The sequence below is a fragment of the Streptomyces sp. NPDC020801 genome (assembly GCF_044334385.1).
GTDB lineage: Bacteria > Actinomycetota > Actinomycetes > Streptomycetales > Streptomycetaceae > Streptomyces.
Window position 1 is genome coordinate 36,782 of the sequence record NZ_JBIRST010000037.1, and the last position, 19,007, is coordinate 55,788.

Annotated in this window: 14 protein-coding genes and 1 pseudogene; 3 read left to right on the forward strand and 12 right to left on the reverse strand. The window is 73.9% G+C overall.

All coding sequences use genetic code 11. The annotated features are described in order from the left end of the window. Positions 1-313 precede the first annotated feature (313 nt). The 8 genes from ACH4UM_RS39335 to rimP form a co-directional block, all read right to left on the reverse strand. Positions 314-4,381, reverse strand: coding sequence for a trypsin-like peptidase domain-containing protein (locus tag ACH4UM_RS39335; RefSeq protein ID WP_398190737.1), 4,068 nt, complete (start codon positions 4,379-4,381; stop codon positions 314-316). Between the two features lie 818 nt (positions 4,382-5,199). Then, positions 5,200-6,105 carry a tRNA pseudouridine(55) synthase TruB gene (truB, locus tag ACH4UM_RS39340; protein ID WP_398190740.1) on the reverse strand — a complete coding sequence of 302 codons (906 nt, stop codon included), beginning with the start codon at positions 6,103-6,105 and terminating at the stop codon, positions 5,200-5,202. Further along, positions 6,102-6,563 carry a 30S ribosome-binding factor RbfA gene (rbfA, locus tag ACH4UM_RS39345; protein ID WP_398190743.1) on the reverse strand — a complete coding sequence of 154 codons (462 nt, stop codon included), beginning with the start codon at positions 6,561-6,563 and terminating at the stop codon, positions 6,102-6,104. The genes truB and rbfA overlap by 4 nt, the downstream gene beginning before the upstream one ends. Before the next feature lie 79 nt (positions 6,564-6,642). Next, the gene (locus tag ACH4UM_RS39350) at positions 6,643-6,939 is read right to left on the reverse strand and encodes a DUF503 domain-containing protein (RefSeq protein WP_398190745.1); all 297 of its coding nucleotides are present in this window, start codon (positions 6,937-6,939) and stop codon (positions 6,643-6,645) included. A 347-nt stretch (positions 6,940-7,286) separates the two neighbouring features. Further along, positions 7,287-10,346, reverse strand: a complete 3,060-nt coding sequence (infB, locus tag ACH4UM_RS39355; RefSeq protein WP_398190747.1) for a translation initiation factor IF-2 — start codon at positions 10,344-10,346, stop codon at positions 7,287-7,289. 199 nt (positions 10,347-10,545) lie between these two features. Beyond that, positions 10,546-10,827 carry a YlxR family protein gene (locus tag ACH4UM_RS39360; protein ID WP_398190750.1) on the reverse strand — a complete coding sequence of 94 codons (282 nt, stop codon included), beginning with the start codon at positions 10,825-10,827 and terminating at the stop codon, positions 10,546-10,548. A gap of 124 nt (positions 10,828-10,951) precedes the next feature. Further along, on the reverse strand, positions 10,952-11,950 hold the full coding sequence (gene nusA, locus ACH4UM_RS39365) for a transcription termination factor NusA (RefSeq protein WP_398190753.1): 999 nt from the start codon (positions 11,948-11,950) through the stop codon (positions 10,952-10,954). Positions 11,951-11,952: 2 nt separating this feature from the next. After that, complete coding sequence (gene rimP / locus ACH4UM_RS39370) at positions 11,953-12,450, reverse strand: ribosome maturation factor RimP (protein ID WP_398190756.1); 498 nt, start codon at positions 12,448-12,450, stop codon at positions 11,953-11,955. A 198-nt stretch (positions 12,451-12,648) separates the two neighbouring features. On the opposite strand from rimP, the gene ACH4UM_RS39375 reads away from it, so the two are divergent. The 3 genes from ACH4UM_RS39375 to ACH4UM_RS39385 all read left to right on the forward strand — a co-directional run bounded on the left by ACH4UM_RS39375 (position 12,649) and on the right by ACH4UM_RS39385 (position 14,995). Then, the gene (locus ACH4UM_RS39375) at positions 12,649-13,317 is read left to right on the forward strand and encodes a hypothetical protein (protein WP_398190759.1); all 669 of its coding nucleotides are present in this window, start codon (positions 12,649-12,651) and stop codon (positions 13,315-13,317) included. Beyond that, a complete protein-coding gene (locus ACH4UM_RS39380; RefSeq protein WP_398190762.1) occupies positions 13,314-13,778 on the forward strand; it encodes a ferritin-like domain-containing protein in 465 nt (154 codons plus the stop codon). Before ACH4UM_RS39375 ends, ACH4UM_RS39380 begins: the two co-directional genes overlap by 4 nt. Positions 13,779-14,080: 302 nt before the next feature. Continuing rightward, positions 14,081-14,995 (forward strand): aminoglycoside phosphotransferase family protein, encoded by a 915-nt coding sequence (locus ACH4UM_RS39385; RefSeq protein ID WP_398190765.1) that lies wholly within the window; start codon positions 14,081-14,083, stop codon positions 14,993-14,995. A gap of 273 nt (positions 14,996-15,268) precedes the next feature. On the opposite strand, the gene ACH4UM_RS39390 is transcribed toward ACH4UM_RS39385, so the two are convergent. The 4 genes and pseudogenes from ACH4UM_RS39390 to ACH4UM_RS39405 all read right to left on the reverse strand — a co-directional run. After that, a complete protein-coding gene (locus ACH4UM_RS39390) occupies positions 15,269-16,975 on the reverse strand; it encodes a proline--tRNA ligase (RefSeq protein ID WP_398190768.1) in 1,707 nt (568 codons plus the stop codon). A 108-nt stretch (positions 16,976-17,083) separates the two neighbouring features. After that, positions 17,084-17,656 (reverse strand): GNAT family N-acetyltransferase, encoded by a 573-nt coding sequence (locus tag ACH4UM_RS39395; protein WP_398190770.1) that lies wholly within the window; start codon positions 17,654-17,656, stop codon positions 17,084-17,086. Between the two features lie 76 nt (positions 17,657-17,732). After that, the gene (locus ACH4UM_RS39400; RefSeq protein WP_398190773.1) at positions 17,733-18,581 is read right to left on the reverse strand and encodes a GNAT family N-acetyltransferase; all 849 of its coding nucleotides are present in this window, start codon (positions 18,579-18,581) and stop codon (positions 17,733-17,735) included. Positions 18,582-18,864: 283 nt separating this feature from the next. Continuing rightward, positions 18,865-19,007 (reverse strand): annotated as a pseudogene (locus ACH4UM_RS39405) (4-hydroxy-3-methylbut-2-en-1-yl diphosphate synthase); the annotation flags it as partial.

The following is a 19,007-nucleotide window of genomic DNA, read 5'->3' on the forward strand; positions in this document are numbered from 1 at the left end:
GTGTTGCCTTGGTTGTCTTACTGCTTGTCCGCAGGTCTAAGGGTGCCATGCCCTGTCCTCCCGGCCCGCATCGGCATGGAGGCTGTGACCGGGCGCACGTCCGGGCACCCGATCGGTGCCGGGTGGGGTGGTAAGTGCCGGTGAGCGGTCAGCGCCGGGTGGGCGGACGGTGCCGGGTGAGGGTAGGTGCCGGGTGGGCGGTCGGCGCCGGGCGAGCAGTAGGTGCCGGATGGGCGTAGGTGCCGGATGGGCGGTGGTCGGCGGCGAGGGCGCGCTCGCCGTCCGGGGACCGTCATGGGTCGCCGGGGCGCCGTCAGGCGGGGATATGTGCGCCCGCCAGGCTCTCGATCGCACGGCGGGCGCCGGGGCCCACGACCGCCGCCCAGTCCTGCGGCACGCCGGTCAGCCAGCCGGCCGCACGGGCGGCGAAGCCGGGGACGTGCCGGGCCAGCTCCACCAGGCCACGGTCGAACACGGTCGCGCCCTCCGGGGTGCGGACGAGGAGCAGGCCGACCCGGTGGACGAGGTCCCGGAGATCCTCCTCGGCGCGGGGGGCGGCGGCGTGCAGCACGGCGTCCAGGACGGCCGGGTCCTCCTCGTGGGCCAGGAGGAAGTCCAGGAGCTCCCGGCGCAGCGGGCGGGAGGCCTGCGTGCCCGGCGCGGCGAGGACCCCGCCCAGCGCGGCCCGCAGCTGTTCGGGACCGCCGTCCAGGAGGCCTGTGACCAGCGGAAACAGCACGGTGCGGGCGGCGGATCCATGGTCGAGGCGCCGGTCGGCGTACGCGGCCACATGCCCGGCGGTCTCCGGCCGCCGTGCAACGGCCTCGCGCACCGGGGCGGCGACCCTGCGCGCGAGGGCGGGCGTGGCGACGTCGTCGAGGACGCGCAGCGCCTGTGCCGCTTCGGGGCCCTGGCCCAGACGCTCTCCGAGGGCGGCCAGGACCGCTTCGGGGTGGGTTGTGAGGGCGGGGGCCAGCGCGCTCGGTGGCAGGTGCGGGTCGCCCTGCGCGAAGTGCCGCAACGCCTGCGGCAGATGACGGGCACGGGTGTGCGGATCACGTACGAGGAGGGCGAGCGCACCACCGTGCAGGGCGGCGTCGGCGGGGCGGGAGAGCAGCGTGCGGGCGGCGTGGCGCAGCAGGGCGCGGTCGGCCTCGGTGCGGGCGTGGGGGGCGGTGCGCAGTGCGTAGGCCACCGCCGCGGCCCGCCGGTCCGGGCGTTCGTCGTGCGCCCACCGGTCGGCGGCGCGGCACAGCGCGGACGGCTCCTCCTCGGCGAGCACGGCCAGCAGTTCGCCGGCGCGGCGGTGACCCGACTCCAGCAGTGACCCGGTGAGGTCGTCCAGGACGCGGTCTCGGTGGGTGTGGAGCAGTGCCTGGGCGGCGGTGGCCACGGTGGCCTGCGGGGCGGCGGGCAGCGGCCGCTCGTCGTCGAACCAGCGGATGAGGTGCGGATGCACGGCGGCGGGGTCGGCGGCGAGGAGCTGCGCGACGGCGTCGAGGTAGCGCAGGGGGCGAGGGGGGTGGGGTGAGTGGGGTGGGCGGAGAACCTCCGGTGTCCCCTGGGCGGTGGTGCCGGAGGCGGTGGTGCCGGGGCCGCTCGGGTGGCTTTGGCCAGCGGCGCCGTGCGGGGCGTCGTCGGCGAGGAGGAGCCGGCGGAGGAGGTCGCAGCGGTCGGCCTCCGGCAGGTGCAGCGCGGTCCAGAAGCCGGGCCCGAAGCCGGGGGGCACGGGCAGGTGGCACTCCTTCCAGACCACGATCCGGTCGGCCAGCAGCCGCAACACACCGGCGTACGGTGTCGCGTCCGGCAGGCGCAGCAGCACGCCGGCGAGCAGACGGGACGCCCACCAGCAGTGCGGGTCGCTGTCCAGGGCGCACACCAGCTCCTCGAGCCGGACGGCCAGCCGGCGCGTGCCGTGCCGGCTGGCCAGGAGGAGCAGGGCCTGGACGACCGGGCCGACGCGGTGGTGCGGCACGGGCAGGGTGTGGTGCGGCTCGCCGGGCGTGTACCGGCGGTGGACCAGGACCCGCAGGGCCTCGTCCAGATCGAGATGGATGCCCTGGATCCAGTCGGCGACTTCCTCGTGCGCGAAGCGGTAACCGCTGCCGGCGGGGACGAGAAGGCCCTCGGCGAGGACGGCGGCCGCCCAGCCGGTGCCGCCGCCGAGCCGGGCCGGGGCGGGTCCCCACGGGAAGACCTCCTCGAACGCCGCCCGGTCCAGCTCGCCCCGGCCGGAGCCGAGGCTGCGCCGGGCGGCCTCGTGCACCTGGCCGGAGACCTTCGCTGCGAGGCGCCCTACCGCGCGGCCGCGCAGGCCGTTCTCCGCGGCGAGGCGGACGGCGATGCGCAGGCACATCAGATCCAGATGGGCCGCGAGGACGTCGGCACGGTCGAGGCGGGGGTGGTCCGGGGCGCCGGGAAGGGCCGCGCGTACCTCCGAGAGGAGGCGGAGGGTGAGGGGGTGGCGGGTGTCGGCGTCCAGCAGGGCGCCGTCCGGGATGCCGTAACGGGAGCGGGCCTCGCGGGCCTCGTCGGGGGTGAGGTCGCCGAGGTGCAGGCAGGGCGGGAGGTGGCCGGCGGTGGCGTCGGGCGCGGCCGGGGTGTGGAGCAGGCCCGCCGGGAACTGCCCGCCCGCGCTCTCCCAGTACGCCTCCCGGCAGGCCACCACCAGCCGCGCCCCCGTGCTCCGCAGCCACCGGGCGGTGCCCTCGCTCCACTCCGGGAGCCGGTGCGCCAGGGCGGAAGGCATCTCCTCGGGGCCGTCGAGCAGCAGCAGAAGGGGACGGCCGTGGGCGCGGGCGAGGCGGGCGACGCGGTCGGGGGTGAGATCGGTGGTGTCGGTGGGGAGCGGCGCCCGGGATGCCGCGACGATCCGGGCGGCCCGGTCCAGCGCCCGGACCGCGGCATCCGCGACCGAGGCGTCGGCGCCGTCCAGATCCGCCCCGCGCAGCCACAGGGTGGGCGCGGGCGCCGTACCGCGCGCCCGCCGTGCGGCCAGGGCAGCGAGCTCGGCCGTACGTCCGCTCCCGGGCAGCCCGACAAGCCCGAGCACGAGTGCCCGGCCCTCCGTGAAGGCGGCCAACTCCCTTGTCACAGCCGTCCGTTCAACCGGAGTCACCGGTCGTCCGGGGCGCGGCCCGACGGCCTTTCGGTCCCAGTCGACCGGCGGGACGCCGTCGGTGACGGCACCCGATCGCCCCGGAGCCACGGCCCACCCGAGACCCGAGGCGGTGGCCGCCCGGCCGGGCCGCGGCGGCTGCGCGGTGTCCTCGGTGGGGCACGCCCGGTCAGGGCCCCCCGGCCGGACCGAGTGGGCTGCCCGGGCGGGCGGCACTGACCGGGCGACGGTGTGCGGGACGGCGGTCGGCCGGCCCGGAGCGGGCCGCTGGCCGGGAAGCCTGTCGGGAGTCTCCTGGCCGGATTCCATCCGGTGCCCGGTCCGGTGCCCGGTCCGAGGGCCGGGCCGAGGGATCTCGGCCCCCTGGTCCGCGGATGGGCGGCGTGCCGAAGCCGGCTCGGCGGCCGGGGCAGCGACCGGCCGCCCGGTGGCCGCCGACTGCCCGGCAGCCTCGGCGGCGGGCGTCGCAAGAGCCACGGGGTCGCAGGGGTCCACGGGGTCGCAGGGGTCTACGGGGTCCAAGGGGTCCACGGAGGTCTGGTGAGGTTCCACCGGCGTCCCGGCAACCGTGCCGGTGGTGGTGTCGGCGTGGGCCGGCAGGGCGCCCCGGGGGCCGTCCTGGGCCAGGGACGTGGCCGTGAGTTCCAGCACGGCCGCCAGGTTGAGGTCGGGGCCGTAGGCCGGGACCGTGGCCGCGTTGCGGTCGAGCAGGCCGGCCAGGGGGCCCCGGGCGGGGAGCAGCGGCACCGCGAAGCCGGTGTCGCTGTGGCCGGACCGCAGTGCCGTGCCGAGAACGGCCACCACCGCGCCGGTCGCCGCGTCCAGCACCGGTCCTCCGGCCGCCCCGCCGCCCAGCCGGAGGGCGTCGCGGCCCGCCGTGCCGATGGCCAACTCCAGGACGCTGTCCAGGAGGTGGAAGCGGTCCGTGGCGGTGTAGGTCGCCGGCGTGGTACCGAGCACCCGGGCCTCGCGCCAGCCGCCGGCCGCGATCCGGACGTAGGTGCCCGTCCCGACGACGTCCCGCACGGTGACCGGGAGCGGCTCCACGTCGAGGCCCTCGGCGCGTACGAGCGCCAGGTTCAGGGCGGGCAGCGAAGTCACCGCCTCGGCGGTCACCACGCAGGAGCGGTCCCCGGCGCCGGGAACGTGCAGCACGAGCCGGGAAAGACCGTCGACGGCCTCGTGGCTGGTGATCACCGTGCCGTGGTGGTCGGCCGCGAAGCCGGTTCCGCGGGGGCGCCCGGCCGGGTCGCGGACGCACACCAGGGAAGCGTCCAGAGCGCGGTCCCGAGCCTGAGCGGCGGCCCGCTGCCGGGTCTCCGTCGCCGGCTCCGATTCGATGCTCCGTGCCGTCCGCAGCGTGTCCCGGCCCGTGCGGGGCTCGTTGCCGGTGCGGGTCCCGGCCGTCGGCCCGGTCGGCCGGGCTGGGCCGGCGGACCCGGTAGACCCGGTCGGATTGATCGGCCCAGCCGGCCTGGTCGGCCCAGATGGCTTGGTCGGCCCAGATGGCTTGGTCGGCCCGGTCGGCTTGGTCGGCCCGGTCGGTTCGGCCGGTCCGGCCGGTCCCGTCGGCGCTTCGGGCGCGGTGCCCGTGGTGGCTTCGGGTCCTCGGGTCCAGAGCCCGGCCACTGCCGTACGGTCCGTTTCGCGCCGTTGTCCTGTCCCGCCCTGTGCTCCGCGGCCGGTCCCGGTCGCCCGCCGGCTCCGTGCCGCCATGGTCGAACCTCCCCGCCGTACAGCCTTACATCCTTGCCCGGAAACCGACGGTAGGCGCTTGATGATCAGCGGGACAGATCGCGCGGCGAACGCGCCCCCCTGCGCTCCCTCGGTTCACTCCGAGCGCCTGCACGGTCGGGTGAATAGCCGGGGGCGGCTGGATACACCCTAGGGGTGGGGGAACCGAGGGGGGACCGTGGAGCGGCGGCTGTGGAAGACCCCGTGTCCGCCGCTCCACGGGCAGCCGCCGACGTGACGGGCGCCTCGGCCCCGCAGGAACCCGCCCCACCCTCGTCCAGGTCCCCGTCGTGTCCCCGTCCCGTTCCCGTCCCGTCGCCGTCCCGTCAGCCGGGGGCGGCCAGGCCTCAGCCGAAGACGGCGAGGCTCTTGGCCTTGCCGCGCTGCTCCTCGACGAGCGCGAGGAAGCGCCCCTCGGGATCGAAGACGGCCACGGCGCCGGCGCCCGCGTACTCGTCGGGCATCTCCAGCCGTACGCCGTTGGTGAGCAGCCGGGCGCGCCGGACATCCACGTTCCAGCGGGGGAACGCGGCCGCGGCCGCCTCGGCGATCGGCATCACGGTCAGCTCCTGCTGGAGCTGGTCCAGTGTCTTGGCGGCGTCCAGCCGGTACGGGCCCACGCGGGTGCGGCGCAGCGCGGTGAGGTGGCCGCCGACGCCGAGGTCGGCGCCCAGGTCGCGGGCCAGGGCGCGGATGTAGGTGCCGGAGGAGCAGACCACCGAGACCACCAGGTCGAGCACGGGGGTGCCGTCCTCGGCCACGGCGTCGCGGACGTCGTGGACCGTGAAGGAGGAGACGGTCACCGGGCGCGCCGGGATCTCGAACTCCTCGCCCTCCCGGGCCCGCTTGTACGACCGTACGCCGTTGATCTTGATGGCGCTGACCTTGGACGGCACCTGCATGATGTCGCCGGTCAGCTTGGCGACGGCGTCGTCGACGGCGTCCCGGGTGACCTTGGAGGCGTCCGTGGAGGAGGTGATCTCCCCCTCGGCGTCGTCGGTGATCGTGTTCTGCCCGAGGCGGACGGTGCCGAGGTACTCCTTCTCGGTCAGCGCGAGGTGGCCCAGAAGCTTGGTGGCCTTCTCCACGCCGAGGACGAGGACGCCGGTCGCCATGGGGTCGAGGGTGCCGGCGTGGCCGACGCGGCGGGTCCTGGCGATCCCGCGCATCTTGGCCACGACGTCGTGCGAAGTGAAGCCCGACGGCTTGTCGACGATGACGAGGCCGTCGGGCGGGGTGGGCTTGCTGGTCATTCGGTGGCGTCGTCCGTCTCGTCGGCCTCGTCCTCGGAATCCGGCTTGCGGTACGGGTCCGCCCCGCCGGCGTACGAGGCGCCCGCGGACGCCTCACGTACCTTCGCGTCGGACTGGCGCGCCTTGTCGAGGAGGTCCTCGATGGTCCGGGCGGTGTCCGGGAGGGCGTCCGCGACGAAGGTGAGCGTCGGGGTGAACTTCACGCCGGCCGCGCGCCCGACCTCGGAGCGGAGGATGCCCTTGGCGCTCTCCAGACCGGCGGCCGCGGCCTGCCGCTCCTCGTCGTCCCCGTAGACCGTGTAGAAGACGGTCGCCTCCCGCAGATCACCCGTGACCCGGGTGTCCGTGATGGTGACGTGCGAGCCGAGCCGCGGGTCCTTGATCCCGCGCTGCAGCTTCTGGGCCACCACCTCTCGGATGAGGTCCGCCAGCCTTTTCGCCCGCGCGTTGTCGGCCACTGGTCCGTCTCCCGTTCTTTCTTCTTCTACGTTCTGTGGTGTGGTGCGGTGTGGTGCTTCGCGGAGTGCTCCGCCGGGTCTAGTCGTCGTCTTCGCCGTGGAAGCGGCGTCTGACGGACAGCAGCTCCACTTCGGGGCGGCCGGCGACCAGCCGCTCGCACCGGTCCAGTACGTCGGTCAGGTGTGTCGCGTCTCCGGAGACCGCGGCGAGGCCGATGACGGCTCGACGGTGCAGGTGCGTGTGGTCCACCTCCGCCGCGCTCACCGCGTACTTGCGCTGGAGCTCGGCGACGATCGGGCGGACGACGGAGCGCTTCTCCTTCAGCGAATGGACGTCGCCGAGGAGGAGGTCGAAGGACAGAGTCCCCACGTACATGTGTGTGCCGGGTTGCCCGCCGGTACGGGGTCGATGGTCCTGCCGTCGGTGTGGGCAGGGACATCAAGAACGGTACCGCGATCCTGGCGGTGGCTCGACGGGGTTTCTCCTCGCCCGCCACCCGCCGGACTCGGTGGGCGGAGGACCCGCTCACCGGGCTCGGTGGGCGGACGGCGCGGGTGGGCAGGAGGCTCCCGGGTCCCCAGGTGCTCCGCCGCCCCGTCCGTCCGGTGCGAAGTCGTCCGTGCCGGACGGGTGTGGCACGGACGGCGCACCGGAGCGTTGCGCACGGCGCACCGGCCGACGGAACCAGGTTCCGTCGGCCGGTGCCCAGGTGCCCCGGGGCGTTACGCCCGCGGCTTCTCGCGCATCTCGTACGTCGCGATGACGTCGTCGACCTTGATGTCGTTGAAGTTTCCGAGGTTGATACCGCCCTCGTAGCCTTCACGGATCTCGGTGACGTCGTCCTTGAAGCGACGCAGACCCTCGATGTTGAGGTTCTCCGCGATGACCTTGCCGTCGCGGATGAGGCGCGCCTTGGTGTTGCGGCGGACCTCGCCGGAGCGGATGAGCACACCCGCGATGTTGCCCAGCTTGGACGAACGGAAGACCTCGCGGATCTCCGCCGTGCCGAGCTCGACCTCCTCGTACTCCGGCTTGAGCATGCCCTTGAGGGCCGCCTCGATCTCCTCGATCGCCTGGTAGATGACCGAGTAGTACCGGACGTCCACGCCCTCGCGCTCGGCCATCTGCGCGGCACGCCCGGCGGCACGCACGTTGAAGCCGATCACGATGGCGTCCGAGCCCATCGCCAGGTCGATGTCCGACTCCGTGACCGCACCGACGCCGCGGTGCAGGACGCGGATGTCGACCTCTTCGCCGACGTCCAGCTGGAGCAGGGAGGACTCGAGAGCCTCGACGGAACCAGAAGCGTCACCCTTGATGATCAGGTTGAGCTGCTGGACCTCGCCGGCCTTGAGCACCTTGTCCAGGTCCTCCAGCGACACACGGCGCGTGCGCTTGGCGAAGGCCGCGTTGCGCTCACGGGCGGCGCGCTTCTCCGCGATCTGGCGGGCCGTACGGTCCTCCTCGACCACGAGGAAGTTGTCGCCCGCACCCGGGACGTTGGTCAGGCCCAGGACCTGGACCGGCGTCGACGGGCCCGCCTCGGCGACGTTGTTGCCGTTGTCGTCGAGCATGGCGCGGACTCGGCCGTAGGCGTCGCCCACGACCATCGTGTCGCCGACCCGCAGCGTGCCTCGCTGGACGAGGACCGTCGCCACGGCACCACGGCCGCGGTCGAGACGGGACTCGATCGAGATGCCCTGCGCGTCCTGGTTCGGGTTGGCCCGCAGGTCGAGCGAGGCGTCGGCCGTGAGGATCACGGCCTCCAGCAGCGAGTCGATGTGCAGACCCTGCTTGGCGGAGATGTCGACGAACATCGTGTCGCCGCCGTACTCCTCGGCCACCAGGCCGTACTCGGTCAGCTGACCGCGCACCTTGGTCGGGTCGGCACCCTCGACGTCGATCTTGTTGACCGCGACCACGATCGGCACGTCGGCCGCCTTGGCGTGGTTGAGCGCCTCGACCGTCTGCGGCATGACGCCGTCGTTGGCCGCGACGACCAGGATCGCGATGTCGGTCGACTTCGCACCACGGGCACGCATGGCGGTGAACGCCTCGTGACCCGGGGTGTCGATGAAGGTGATCTTGCGCTCTTCGTCGTTGACCTCGGTCGAGACCTGGTAGGCACCGATGTGCTGGGTGATGCCGCCGGCCTCGCCCGCGATGACGTTCGTCTTGCGGATGGCGTCGAGGAGCCGGGTCTTTCCGTGGTCGACGTGACCCATGACGGTGACGACCGGCGGACGGACCACCAGGTCCTCCTCGTCGCCCTCGTCCTCGCCGAACTCGATGTCGAAGGACTCGAGCAGCTCGCGGTCCTCCTCCTCGGGGCTGACGATCTGAACCTCGTAGTTCATCTCGCCCGCGAGGAGCTGCAGCGTCTCGTCGGAGACGGACTGCGTGGCCGTGACCATCTCACCGAGGTTCATCATCACCGCGACGAGCGACGCCGGGTTGGCGTTGATCTTCTCGGCGAAGTCGGTGAGCGACGCACCGCGCGACAGGCGAATGGTCTCGCCGTTGCCGCGAGGCAGCATCACGCCGCCGACCGACGGAGCCTGCATGGCCTCGTACTCCTGGCGCCTCTGCCGCTTCGACTTGCGGCCACGGCGCGCGGGACCGCCGGGACGGCCGAAGGCGCCCTGCGTGCCACCACGGCCACCGGGACCACCCGGACGACCACCGAAGCCGGGACGGCCACCGCCGGCACCGGGACCGCCGGGACGGCCGGCGAAACCGCCACCGCCACCGCCACCGGGACCGCCGGGACGGCCGGCGAAACCGCCACCGCCGCCGCCACCGGGGCGACCCGCGAAGCCGCCGCCACCAGGACGACCGCCGCCGCCACCACCAGGACGACCGCCGCCGCCGGGACCACGGCCGCCGGGGCCACCGCCGCCCGGACGCGGACCCGCAGCGGGACGCTGCGGCATCATGCCGGGGTTCGGACGCGGGCCGGCCGGGCCGGGACGCGGACCGCCCTGCGGACGGGGCATCGAGCCCGGGGTCGGGCGCGGACCGCCCGGAGCCTGCGGACGCGGACCGCCGCCCTGGGCACCGGGGCCCTGCGGACGGGGACCGCCGCCGGGAGCACCGGCACCGCCCGGACGCGGGCCCTGCGGACGGGGCGCCTGCGGGCGCGCCATACCGGTGGAGCCGCCGGAGGTGAAGGGATTGTTGCCCGGACGCGGACCGGCCGGACGGCCACCCGGACGGGGAGCCTGGCCACCGGAGCGCGGAGCGCCCTGGCCCGGACGGGCCTGGCCCTGACCGGAACCGCCGGGGCGGCCGCCACCGGGCTTGGGGGCACCGGGACGCGCGCCGGGGCGCGGGCCCTGGGCGGCCGGGGCCGGAGCCGGGGCCGACGGCGGAGCGGTGAACTCCGGCGCGGTGGGCGCCGCGGGGGCCGGACGCGGTGCGGGCTTGGGACCCGGCACCGGACGCGGGCCGGGAGCCGACGCGGGGGCCGACGGGGCCGCGGGCTGCTGGGCCACGGCGGGCTTGGGTGCGGCCGGCGGCTTCGGGGCAGCCGGACGGGCCGCCTGCGCCGGAGAGGGCGCTGCGGGCCTGGGGGCGGCCTTCCTGGGGGCACCCGGCTTCGCGGCGGACCTGCCGCTGCCGTTGCCCTGCTGGAAGGCGTCAGTCAGTTTGCGTACTACGGGCGCCTCGATCGTCGAAGACGCCGATCGGACGAATTCACCGAGTTCCTGGAGCTTGGCCATGACGACCTTGCTCTCGACACCGAACTCCTTGGCGAGTTCGTAGACCCGGACCTTAGCCACTTCGCTCCTTTGAGGTCCGGGTTGCGGCCGGACCGTCGTTAGTTCATGGGCGTACTCATCGCGTACTCATCGAGTGCTCATCGCAATCTCGACCTGCTTTCGACTCGCGAGGTACCAGGCCGCACGGGGTTCCGTACGGCACGTCTTTCCTTGCCGTGTCGCCTGCTCAGCGCTGCCCGGCGAACGGACAGCTGCTGCTTCAGCAACCTTGTGCCTGCTCGACGTAGTGGCGCAACGCCATTACGTCGAGCGGTCCCGGGACGCGCAGCGCCCTCGGAAACGCCCGGCGGCGCACCGCCTGGTCGATACAGACCGGGGCGGGGTGCACATACGCACCCCGGCCGGGCAGCGTACCGCGAGGATCGGGGACGCACTCACCCTCGACCGCCACGGTCCGCAACAGTTCGATCTTGGCCGCTCGCTCGCGGCACCCCACACAGGTGCGCTCAGGGCATACGCGGGCACGCGTCCGGCCAGACACTGCTTAGTCTACCTCCCCGCACCGACCTCACCCCTTTGGGGCAGAGATCGAACGGTTGTTGTCGTGATCTGAGCGACCTGCGGCTCAGATCTATTCCCCTCTCCCGGGTGACGTCCCGGGAGCCCTACTCGGACGCCTGCTCGGGCGCCTGCTCGGTGTCCGGCCGGATGTCGATGCGCCAGCCGGTGAGCCGGGCCGCGAGCCGGGCGTTCTGCCCTTCCTTGCCGATCGCCAGCGACAGCTGGTAGTCCGGCACGGTGACCCGGGCCGACCGGGCTGCCATGTCCACGACCTCCACCTTGGAGACGCGGGCCGGCGAGAGCGCGTTCGCCACCATCTCGGCCGGGTCGTCCGACCAGTCGACGATGTCGATCTTCTCGCCGTTCAGCTCGCCCATCACATTGCGCACCCGGCCGCCCATGGGGCCGATGCACGCGCCCTTGGCGTTCAGGCCCGAACGGGTGGACCGGACGGCGATCTTCGTACGGTGACCGGCCTCACGGGCGATCGCGGCGATCTCCACGGAGCCGTCCGCGATCTCCGGGACCTCCAGGGCGAAGAGCTTCTTCACCAGGTTCGGGTGCGTACGGGAGAGGGTGACCGAGGGACCCCGGACGCCCTTGGCCACCCGGACGACGTAGGAGCGCAGGCGCATGCCGTGTGCGTACGTCTCGCCCGGGACCTGCTCCTGCACCGGCAGGATGGCCTCCAGCTTGCCGATGTCGACCAGCACGTTCTTCGGGTCGCGGCCCTGCTGGACCACGCCGGTGACAATGTCGCCCTCGCGGCCGGCGTACTCGCCGAGCGTCGCGTCGTCCTCGGCGTCGCGCAGCCGCTGCAGGATGACCTGCTTGGCGGTGGTGGCGGCGATACGGCCGAAGCCGGACGGGGTGTCGTCGAACTCGCGGGGCTCCTGGCCCTCCTCGAGGTCCTCGGGGTCCTCCTTCGCCCACACGGTCACGTGCCCGGTCTCCCGGTTGAGCTCGACGCGCGCGTGGCGGCGGCTTCCCTCGGTGCGGTGGTAGGCGATGAGGAGGGCCGACTCGATTGCCTCGACCAGCAGGTCGAAGGAAATCTCCTTCTCCCGTACCAAGCCCCGCAGGGCGCTCATGTCGATGTCCACGGCTACGCCTCCTCTTCCTTCTTGTCCTTGCGGCTGAACTCGACCTGCACGCGCGCCTTGACCACGTCCGGGAAACCGAGTCTGCGGGTCGTGGCCCTGCGGCCCTTCACTCCGGGCACCTCGAGTTCGAGCCCTTCGTCGTCGACCCCGAGGATCCTGGCCACCAGCTCGCCGCCCTCGGCCAGCTGGAACTTCACCAGCCGCCCCGTGGCGCGCACGTAGTGCCGGTGTTCGGTGAGGAGGCGCTCCGCGCCCGGGGTACCGACCTCGAGGGTGTACTCGCCCTCGCCCATCGCGTCCGTCTCGTCGAGCCTCGCCGAGAGCGCACGGCTCACATCGGCGATCTGATCGAGGTCGGCTCCGGTGTCGGAGTCGACGACGACACGCAGCACACGCTTGCGTCCGACCGAGTCCACGGCGATCTCCTCGAGATCCAGGCCCTCGGAGGCGACGAGCGGTTCCAGTAGCTCTCGCAGCCTCTCGCTCTGGGTGGTGCTCATCCGGGTGACTCCTCGGCCGCGTGTGCTGTTGTGGGATGGGTCGCGTGTCTGATCAAAGGGTATCCGGTCCCGGGGGGTGTTGCCGTCCACCTGCGCGGGGGTGGTGCCGCTGAGTGGTGCGCGTGAGGGGCGCGGGTACCGTGATCACGGGCGAGCCGCCCCTCCCGCTTCGTTCGTACGCACCCGAGGACGTCTGCCGTGCCGTTCCCCCCATCCATGCGGGCCCTCGCGGGGCCGCGCAGAAGGAGTCTGCTCGCCTCGGCCGCAGGGGCGGCCCTGCTCGTGGGCTGCTCCACCGGTTCCGACGGCTCCGGCGGCACGGACGGCAGCCCGTCGCTCGCCGACCGGGTTCGCGCGCGTGCGGCACGGGACAGCCAGGAGCTGGCCGGGCACTACGACGCGGTGATCACCGCGCATCCGGCACTGGCGCAGCGACTGCGGCCGCTGCGGGCCGAGGTCGCGGCGCATGCGGAGGCGTTCGGCGGCGGCGCGAAGGCGTCCCCGGGGGCCTCGGAGGCGCCGAAGGCCCCCACGGCGGCGGACGAGTCCAGGGCGCCGGCCGGGGCCCAGGCGTCGCCCACGGGTTCACCTGGGTCACCTGGGTCACAGGTCTCGCCCCGCGACCCGGCGTCCGGTCCGGCGTCCGGTGGGCCGTCGGGGTCCGCCTCCGCCTCCGGCTCCGCGTCCGCCGGTGTGCCGGGGAACGAGAAGGACGCCCTCGCCGGGCTCGCCGCGGCCGAGCGGTCGCTCGCCGACCGGCGGGCGGCGGCACTGCTCCAGGCGCCGGGCGAGCTGGCACGGCTGCTGGCCTCGGTGGCCGCGGCCGGGGCGGCGCACGCGTATCTGCTGACGGAGGGTGACAGATGAGCCAGGCCACGGAACAGCAGCTTCAGGCCCTCCAGGCGGCACTCGCGGCTGAGCACGCGGCCGTCTACGGCTACGGCGTCGTCGGCGGCCGGATCCGCGAGGGGCGGCGCGCGGAGGCCCGTGCGGCGTACGACGCGCACCGAGCGCGCCGGGACGCCCTCGCGCGCGAAGTGCGGGATCTGGGTGAGCGGCCGCTGGCCGCGGCGGCCGCGTACGCGCTGCCCTTCCCGGTGCCGGACTCCGCGGCGGCGGTACGGTTCGCCGCCGAGCTGGAGGAACGCGTGGCCGGGGTCTACTCCGACCTGGTTCGGGCGGCCGGGGGCGAGCGGCGGCGCGAGGCGGCGGGGGCGCTGCGCGAAGCCGCGGTCCGGGCCGTGCGCTGGCGCGGGGAGAGCGTAGCCTTCCCTGGTCTCGCCGAACGGGCCGGCACCGCCACCGCGTCGCCGGCACCGACCGCGTGACGCGGGCCGGCGGACATCGCGGGCGGACGGACATCGCGGGCTGACACACGGACCGACGGACAGACGGACAGACGGACCGACGGACAGGCGGGCAGGCGGACCGACGGACAGACGGACCGACGGAAAGGCGGACAGGCGGACAGGCGGGCAGGCGGGCAGACAGGCGGACGGGCAGACGGACGAGGACAGGGCGAACCGAACGGGCGGAGGAGCCGGGCCGCTGACGACGCAGGACCGACCCAAGAGGCGCCCACGGCGCACGGCGACAGTGGAAAACGCGTCCAGGAAGGAACGACCCGCGCATGGCTTTCGAACCGCCGCAGCGTCTGGTGCGGGCGCTCGGTGAGACGGCACCGGCCGGTGACGACTGGTTGGAGAAGCTGCCCGAACTGGCGCGGCAGGCCGTCGCGCTACGCGAGTTGACCGTCGAGCGGGTGCAGGTGCCCGGCGGGCGCAGCAGCCTGGTGGTGCTGGTGCGGACGGCGGAGGGGACCCCGGCCGTGCTGAAACTGGCGCCGCCCCGGGCCCGTCCGGAGGGCGAGCAGGCCGCGCTCGCGCGCTGGGGCGGGCGGGGCGCCGTCCAGCTGCTGGAGCCCGGCCCGTCGGGCGAGGGCGTGCTGCTGCTGGAGCGGCTGCACCCGGACGTGTCGGTGCGGTCGCTGCCCGAGGCGCGGGCGCTGCTGGAGGCTGCGGGGACGCTGCGGCGGCTGTGGGTCGAGCCGCCCGGGGACGACGCCGGCGGCCGCCTCTTCGAGACGGTCGCGGAGCGGACCGGGCGGCAGGCGGAGGCGATGCGGGCGAGCGCCGACACCGATGCCGAGGTGGCACCGCTGGTCGGTGCGGCGCTCACGGCCCGCGGGGAACTGCTCGCCGCGCCGCCGGAGCAGCGGCTGCTGCACGGCACGTTCCGGCAGAGCAAGGTGCTGGCCGCCGACCGCGTGCCGTGGCTGGCGGTAGGCCCCGACCCGGTGGTGGGCGAACCCGCCTTCGACCTGGCGCGGCTGGTCCGCGACCGGGTGGAGGACCTGATCGCCTCCCCGTCCGGGGCCGCCACCACCCGGCGCCGGATCAAGCGGCTGGCGGAGTCGCTGGAGGTGGACCAGGAGCGGCTGCGTGCGTGGACGCTGTTCCGGGCGGTGGAGTCCGGGGTGCGGGCGCGCCGGGTGGGGCGGCCGAAGGACGCGGAGCTGCTCCTGGAGTTCGCCACCTGGCTCTAGCTGGTGCTGTGGCCGGAAAGGTTTGCCGGAAGGCTCGCGGCGTCCGGTGCGGTGCATCGCACGGCGGAGCATCGCCCGCGTACTGGATGTACTCGGGTGAGGCGACAACGCGGCGAGGTGCCGTGCCGGGCGTCGCGAGCCGGTGAACCTTTCCGGTCGCAGCACCAGCCGTAGCGCCCGCGCCCTGAACAGGCGTGGCGCCCTGAAGCGCGGGCGACGCGGCTGCGGGTCGCCTCCGGCGAGCGGGCCGCCCGCTCGCCGGAGATGCCGGCGTCACGCGTCGGCGGTCAGACGCGCGATCGCCTCCTGGACCGTCAGCTCCTCGCGCCCGCCCGTCCTGCGGTCCTTGAGCTCGACCACGCCCTCGCCCGCGCGCCGCCCGGCCACGAGGATCTGGGGTACGCCGATGAGCTCGGCGTCGGTGAACTTCACGCCCGGGGAGACGCCGGCCCGGTCGTCGACCAGGACCCGGACGCCGGCGGCGGCCAGCTTCTGCGAGACCTCCAGCGCCAGCTCGGTCTGCAGGGCCTTGCCGGCGGCGACCACGTGCACGTCGGCCGGGGCGACCTCCTTGGACCACACCAGGCCCTTGTCGTCGGCGTGCTGTTCGGCAAGAGCCGCGACCGCACGGGAGACGCCGACGCCGTAGGAGCCCATGGTGACGCGGACCGGCTTGCCGTTCTGGCCGAGCACGTCGAGCTTGAGGGCGTCGGTGTACTTGCGGCCGAGCTGGAAGATGTGGCCGATCTCGATGGCGCGGTCGAGCTTGAGCCCGGTGCCGCACTTCGGGCAGGGGTCGCCCTCCTGCACCACCACGACGTCGACGTACTCGTCGACCTGGAAGTCACGGCCGGCCACCACGTTCCTGGCGTGGGTGTGCTCCTTGTTGGCGCCCGTGATCCACGCCGTGCCGGGGGCGACCCGCGGGTCGGCGAGGTACTTGACCTTCTCCAGGCCCTGCGGACCGACGTAGCCGCGGACCAGGTCCGGGCGGCCGGTGAAGTCGTCGGCGGTGACCAGTTCGACGGCGGCCGGGGCGAAGTGCGCCTCGACCTTGTCCATGTCGACCTCGCGGTCGCCGGGGACGCCGACGGCGACGATCTCGCCGTCGACCTTGACGAGGAGGTTCTTCAGGGTGGCGGAGGCCGGGACGCCGAGGGAGGCGGCCAGGGTCTCGATGGTGGGGGTGTCCGGAGTCGGGATCTCCTCGGCCGCGGGCACGCCGGAGCCGTCCACCGGCTCGAGCTCGTAGGTGATCGCCTCGGTGTTGGCGGCGAAGTCGCAGTTCGGGCAGTCGGCGAAGGTGTCCTCGCCGGCGGCGGCCGGGGCGAGGAACTCCTCGGACCTGGAGCCGCCCATGGCGCCCGCGGTCGCGGCGCAGATGCGGTAGTCCAGGCCGAGGCGGTCGAAGATGCGCTGGTAGGCCTGGCGGTGCAGGGCGTAGGACTCGGCGAGGCCCTCGTCGGCGAGGTCGAAGGAGTAGGAGTCCTTCATCAGGAACTCACGGCCGCGCAGGATGCCCGCGCGGGGCCGGGCCTCGTCACGGAACTTGCTCTGGATCTGGTACAGGATGACCGGCAGGTCCTTGTACGAGGACGCCTGGTCCTTCACCAGCAGGGTGAAGATCTCCTCGTGGGTGGGCCCGAGCAGGTAGTCGCCGCCCTTGCGGTCCTGCAGGCGGAACAGCTCGGCGCCGTACTCGTCCCAGCGGCCGGTCACCTCGTAGGGCTCGCGCGGCAGCAGCGCGGGCAGCAGCACCTCCTGGGCGCCGATCGCGTCCATCTCCTCGCGCACGATCCGCTCGACGTTCGCGAGGACCTTCTTGCCCAGCGGCAGCCAGCTCCAGATGCCCGCGGCGGTGCGGCGGACATAACCGGCGCGGACCAGCAGCTTGTGGCTGAGGACCTCGGCGTCGGCCGGGTCGTCGCGCAGCGTCTTCGCCAACAACTGGGACATGCGCTGGACCGGTGCGTTCGCCATGGTTCTCGTACTCCTGCCGATGGGGGTCCCCCCGCTCGAGCGCAGCCGAGAGTGGGGGAGGGTGATGGCTAGGAGGTTAGCCGGGCGGGCTGTGCCGGTGGAAATCCGTTAACGGCGGCGCAGCGGGAGCGGGGCGCCCATCACGGCGTACGGCTTCGGGGCGCTGGGGAAGAGGACCTGCCGGGCCAGGTCCTCGTAGCCCAGGGAGTGGTACAGGCCGCGGGCCGGGCTGTCGGTGTCGATCGCGGAGAGGATGGACCGCGGCTCGGCGGCGTCGTCGGTGATCGTGGTGATCAGGGCGCGGCCGATGCCGCGGTTCTGGTGGCGCGGATGGACGTGCAGCTCGGTGATCACGAAGGAGTCGTCGAGCCAGTCGTCGTGGCCGCGGGCGCGCAGGTAGGGCTCCACGACGGTGGACCACCAGTGGGTGCGGTCGTTGGGCATGCCGTAGACGAACCCGACGAGCCGGCCGTCGGCGGTGGTGGCGCCGAGCGCGCGGGCACCCGAGTAGGTCATGTGGCGCAGCACGATCTGCCGGCGGACTACGACCTCGTCGGCGCCGAGGCCGAAGGCGACGGCCTGCACGGCGAGCGCCTCGTCGACGCGGGCCGGCAGGTCGAGGGGGCCGATCACGATGTCGTCGGGGCGGCGGCCGGAGCCGTGACCGGGAAAGTGCGGCATGCCGGGGAGACTACCCGGCTCACACCCGCCTCAGAACAGCACTGTGCGGCGCAGCCGGAACACCGTGCGCGGCGTGCTAGAACAGCACGCTCATGAACGCGCCGGCCTCCCGGAAGCCCACCCGCCGGTACGTCCTGCGGGCGGGTGTGTTGAAGTCGTTTACGTACAGGCTCACCACCGGGGCCACGTCGGCCAGCGCGTAGCGCAGCACGGCCGCCATTCCGGGTGCCGCGAGGCCGCTCCCCCGGTACTCGGGCGCCACCCACACGCCCTGGATCTGGCAGGCCTGGGTGGTGGCCGCGCCGATCTCCGCCTTGAACATCACCTTGCCGTCCTCGTCGAGGCGGGCGAAGGAGCGGCCGGAGCCGACGAGTTCGGCGACCCGTGCCTGGTAGAGCAGACCGCCGTCGCCGGCCATCGGGGAGACGCCGACCTCCTCGGTGAACATCGCCACGCACGCCGGCATGATCGTTTCCATCTCGTCCTTGCGGATGCGGCGGACGTAGGGGTCCGGGGCGATGTCGGACGGCATGCGGTCGGTGACCATGAGCGGCTGGCGGGCGCGGACCTCGCGGGCGGGGCCCCAGCTGGGTTCCAGCAGCCGCCACAGCTGGGCGGTGGAGTCGGCGGGGCCGACGATCGAGGAGCAGCGGCGGCCCGCCCGACGGGCGCGGTCGGCGAAGGCGCGCACGGCGCGCTCAGTGGCGCAGATCGGGACGAGGTTGGCGCCCGCGTAGCACAGGGACGCCAGCATCCCGTCCTCGTACCAGCCCCACATCTCGCCGCCGAGCCGCCACGGGTCCAGGCCCGCGACCTGGACGCGGGACGACACGAAGGCGTTCACGACCGGCTCGCGGTCGAGGACCGCGAGCGCGGCGTCCAGGTCACTCGGTTCGAGCACCCGCGAGGTGGTCTGGGTCAACACGTACGGGGCCTCACGCTGGGGGTTTGGCTGATCTCCGCACTTTACCCGCCGAATCTGGGCCGCGCCGCCCCCCGGGGACGGCTCGGTGGAGCGGGCGGGCCGGCCGTGGCCGGGGGGACGGCCGTGTCCGGTCTCCGCCTCGTCGATCGGTGATTGCCGGGAGCCTCGTCGGTCCCCGGTCCCCGGTCCACGGTCCCCGGTCCCCGGTCCCCGGTCGCCGGTCGCCGGTCGCCGGTCGCCGGTCGCCGGTCGCCGGTCGCCGGTCGCCAGGGAGCCGGTGCCCTCAGCCGGCGACCGAGACCTCGGGCTCGCCGGAGGCCACACCGGCGGCCTCCATCTGCTCGGCGAGCTTCATGGCCTCCTCGATCAGGGTCTGAACGATCTTCGACTCGGGCACGGTCTTGATGACCTCGCCCTTCACGAAGA

What these genes read in the sequence shown, in the direction of transcription:
- truB (WP_398190740.1), bottom strand. Translation starts at nt 6,105, where the DNA reads ATGACCAGCAAGCCCACCCCGCCCGACGGCCTCGTCATCGTCGACAAG.
- ACH4UM_RS39350 (WP_398190745.1), bottom strand. Translation starts at nt 6,939, where the DNA reads ATGTACGTGGGGACTCTGTCCTTCGACCTCCTCCTCGGCGACGTCCAT.
- rimP (WP_398190756.1), bottom strand. Translation starts at nt 12,450, where the DNA reads ATGAGCACCACCCAGAGCGAGAGGCTGCGAGAGCTACTGGAACCGCTC.
- ACH4UM_RS39380 (WP_398190762.1), top strand. Translation starts at nt 13,314, where the DNA reads ATGAGCCAGGCCACGGAACAGCAGCTTCAGGCCCTCCAGGCGGCACTC.
- ACH4UM_RS39385 (WP_398190765.1), top strand. Translation starts at nt 14,081, where the DNA reads ATGGCTTTCGAACCGCCGCAGCGTCTGGTGCGGGCGCTCGGTGAGACG.
- ACH4UM_RS39390 (WP_398190768.1), bottom strand. Translation starts at nt 16,975, where the DNA reads ATGGCGAACGCACCGGTCCAGCGCATGTCCCAGTTGTTGGCGAAGACG.
- ACH4UM_RS39395 (WP_398190770.1), bottom strand. Translation starts at nt 17,656, where the DNA reads ATGCCGCACTTTCCCGGTCACGGCTCCGGCCGCCGCCCCGACGACATC.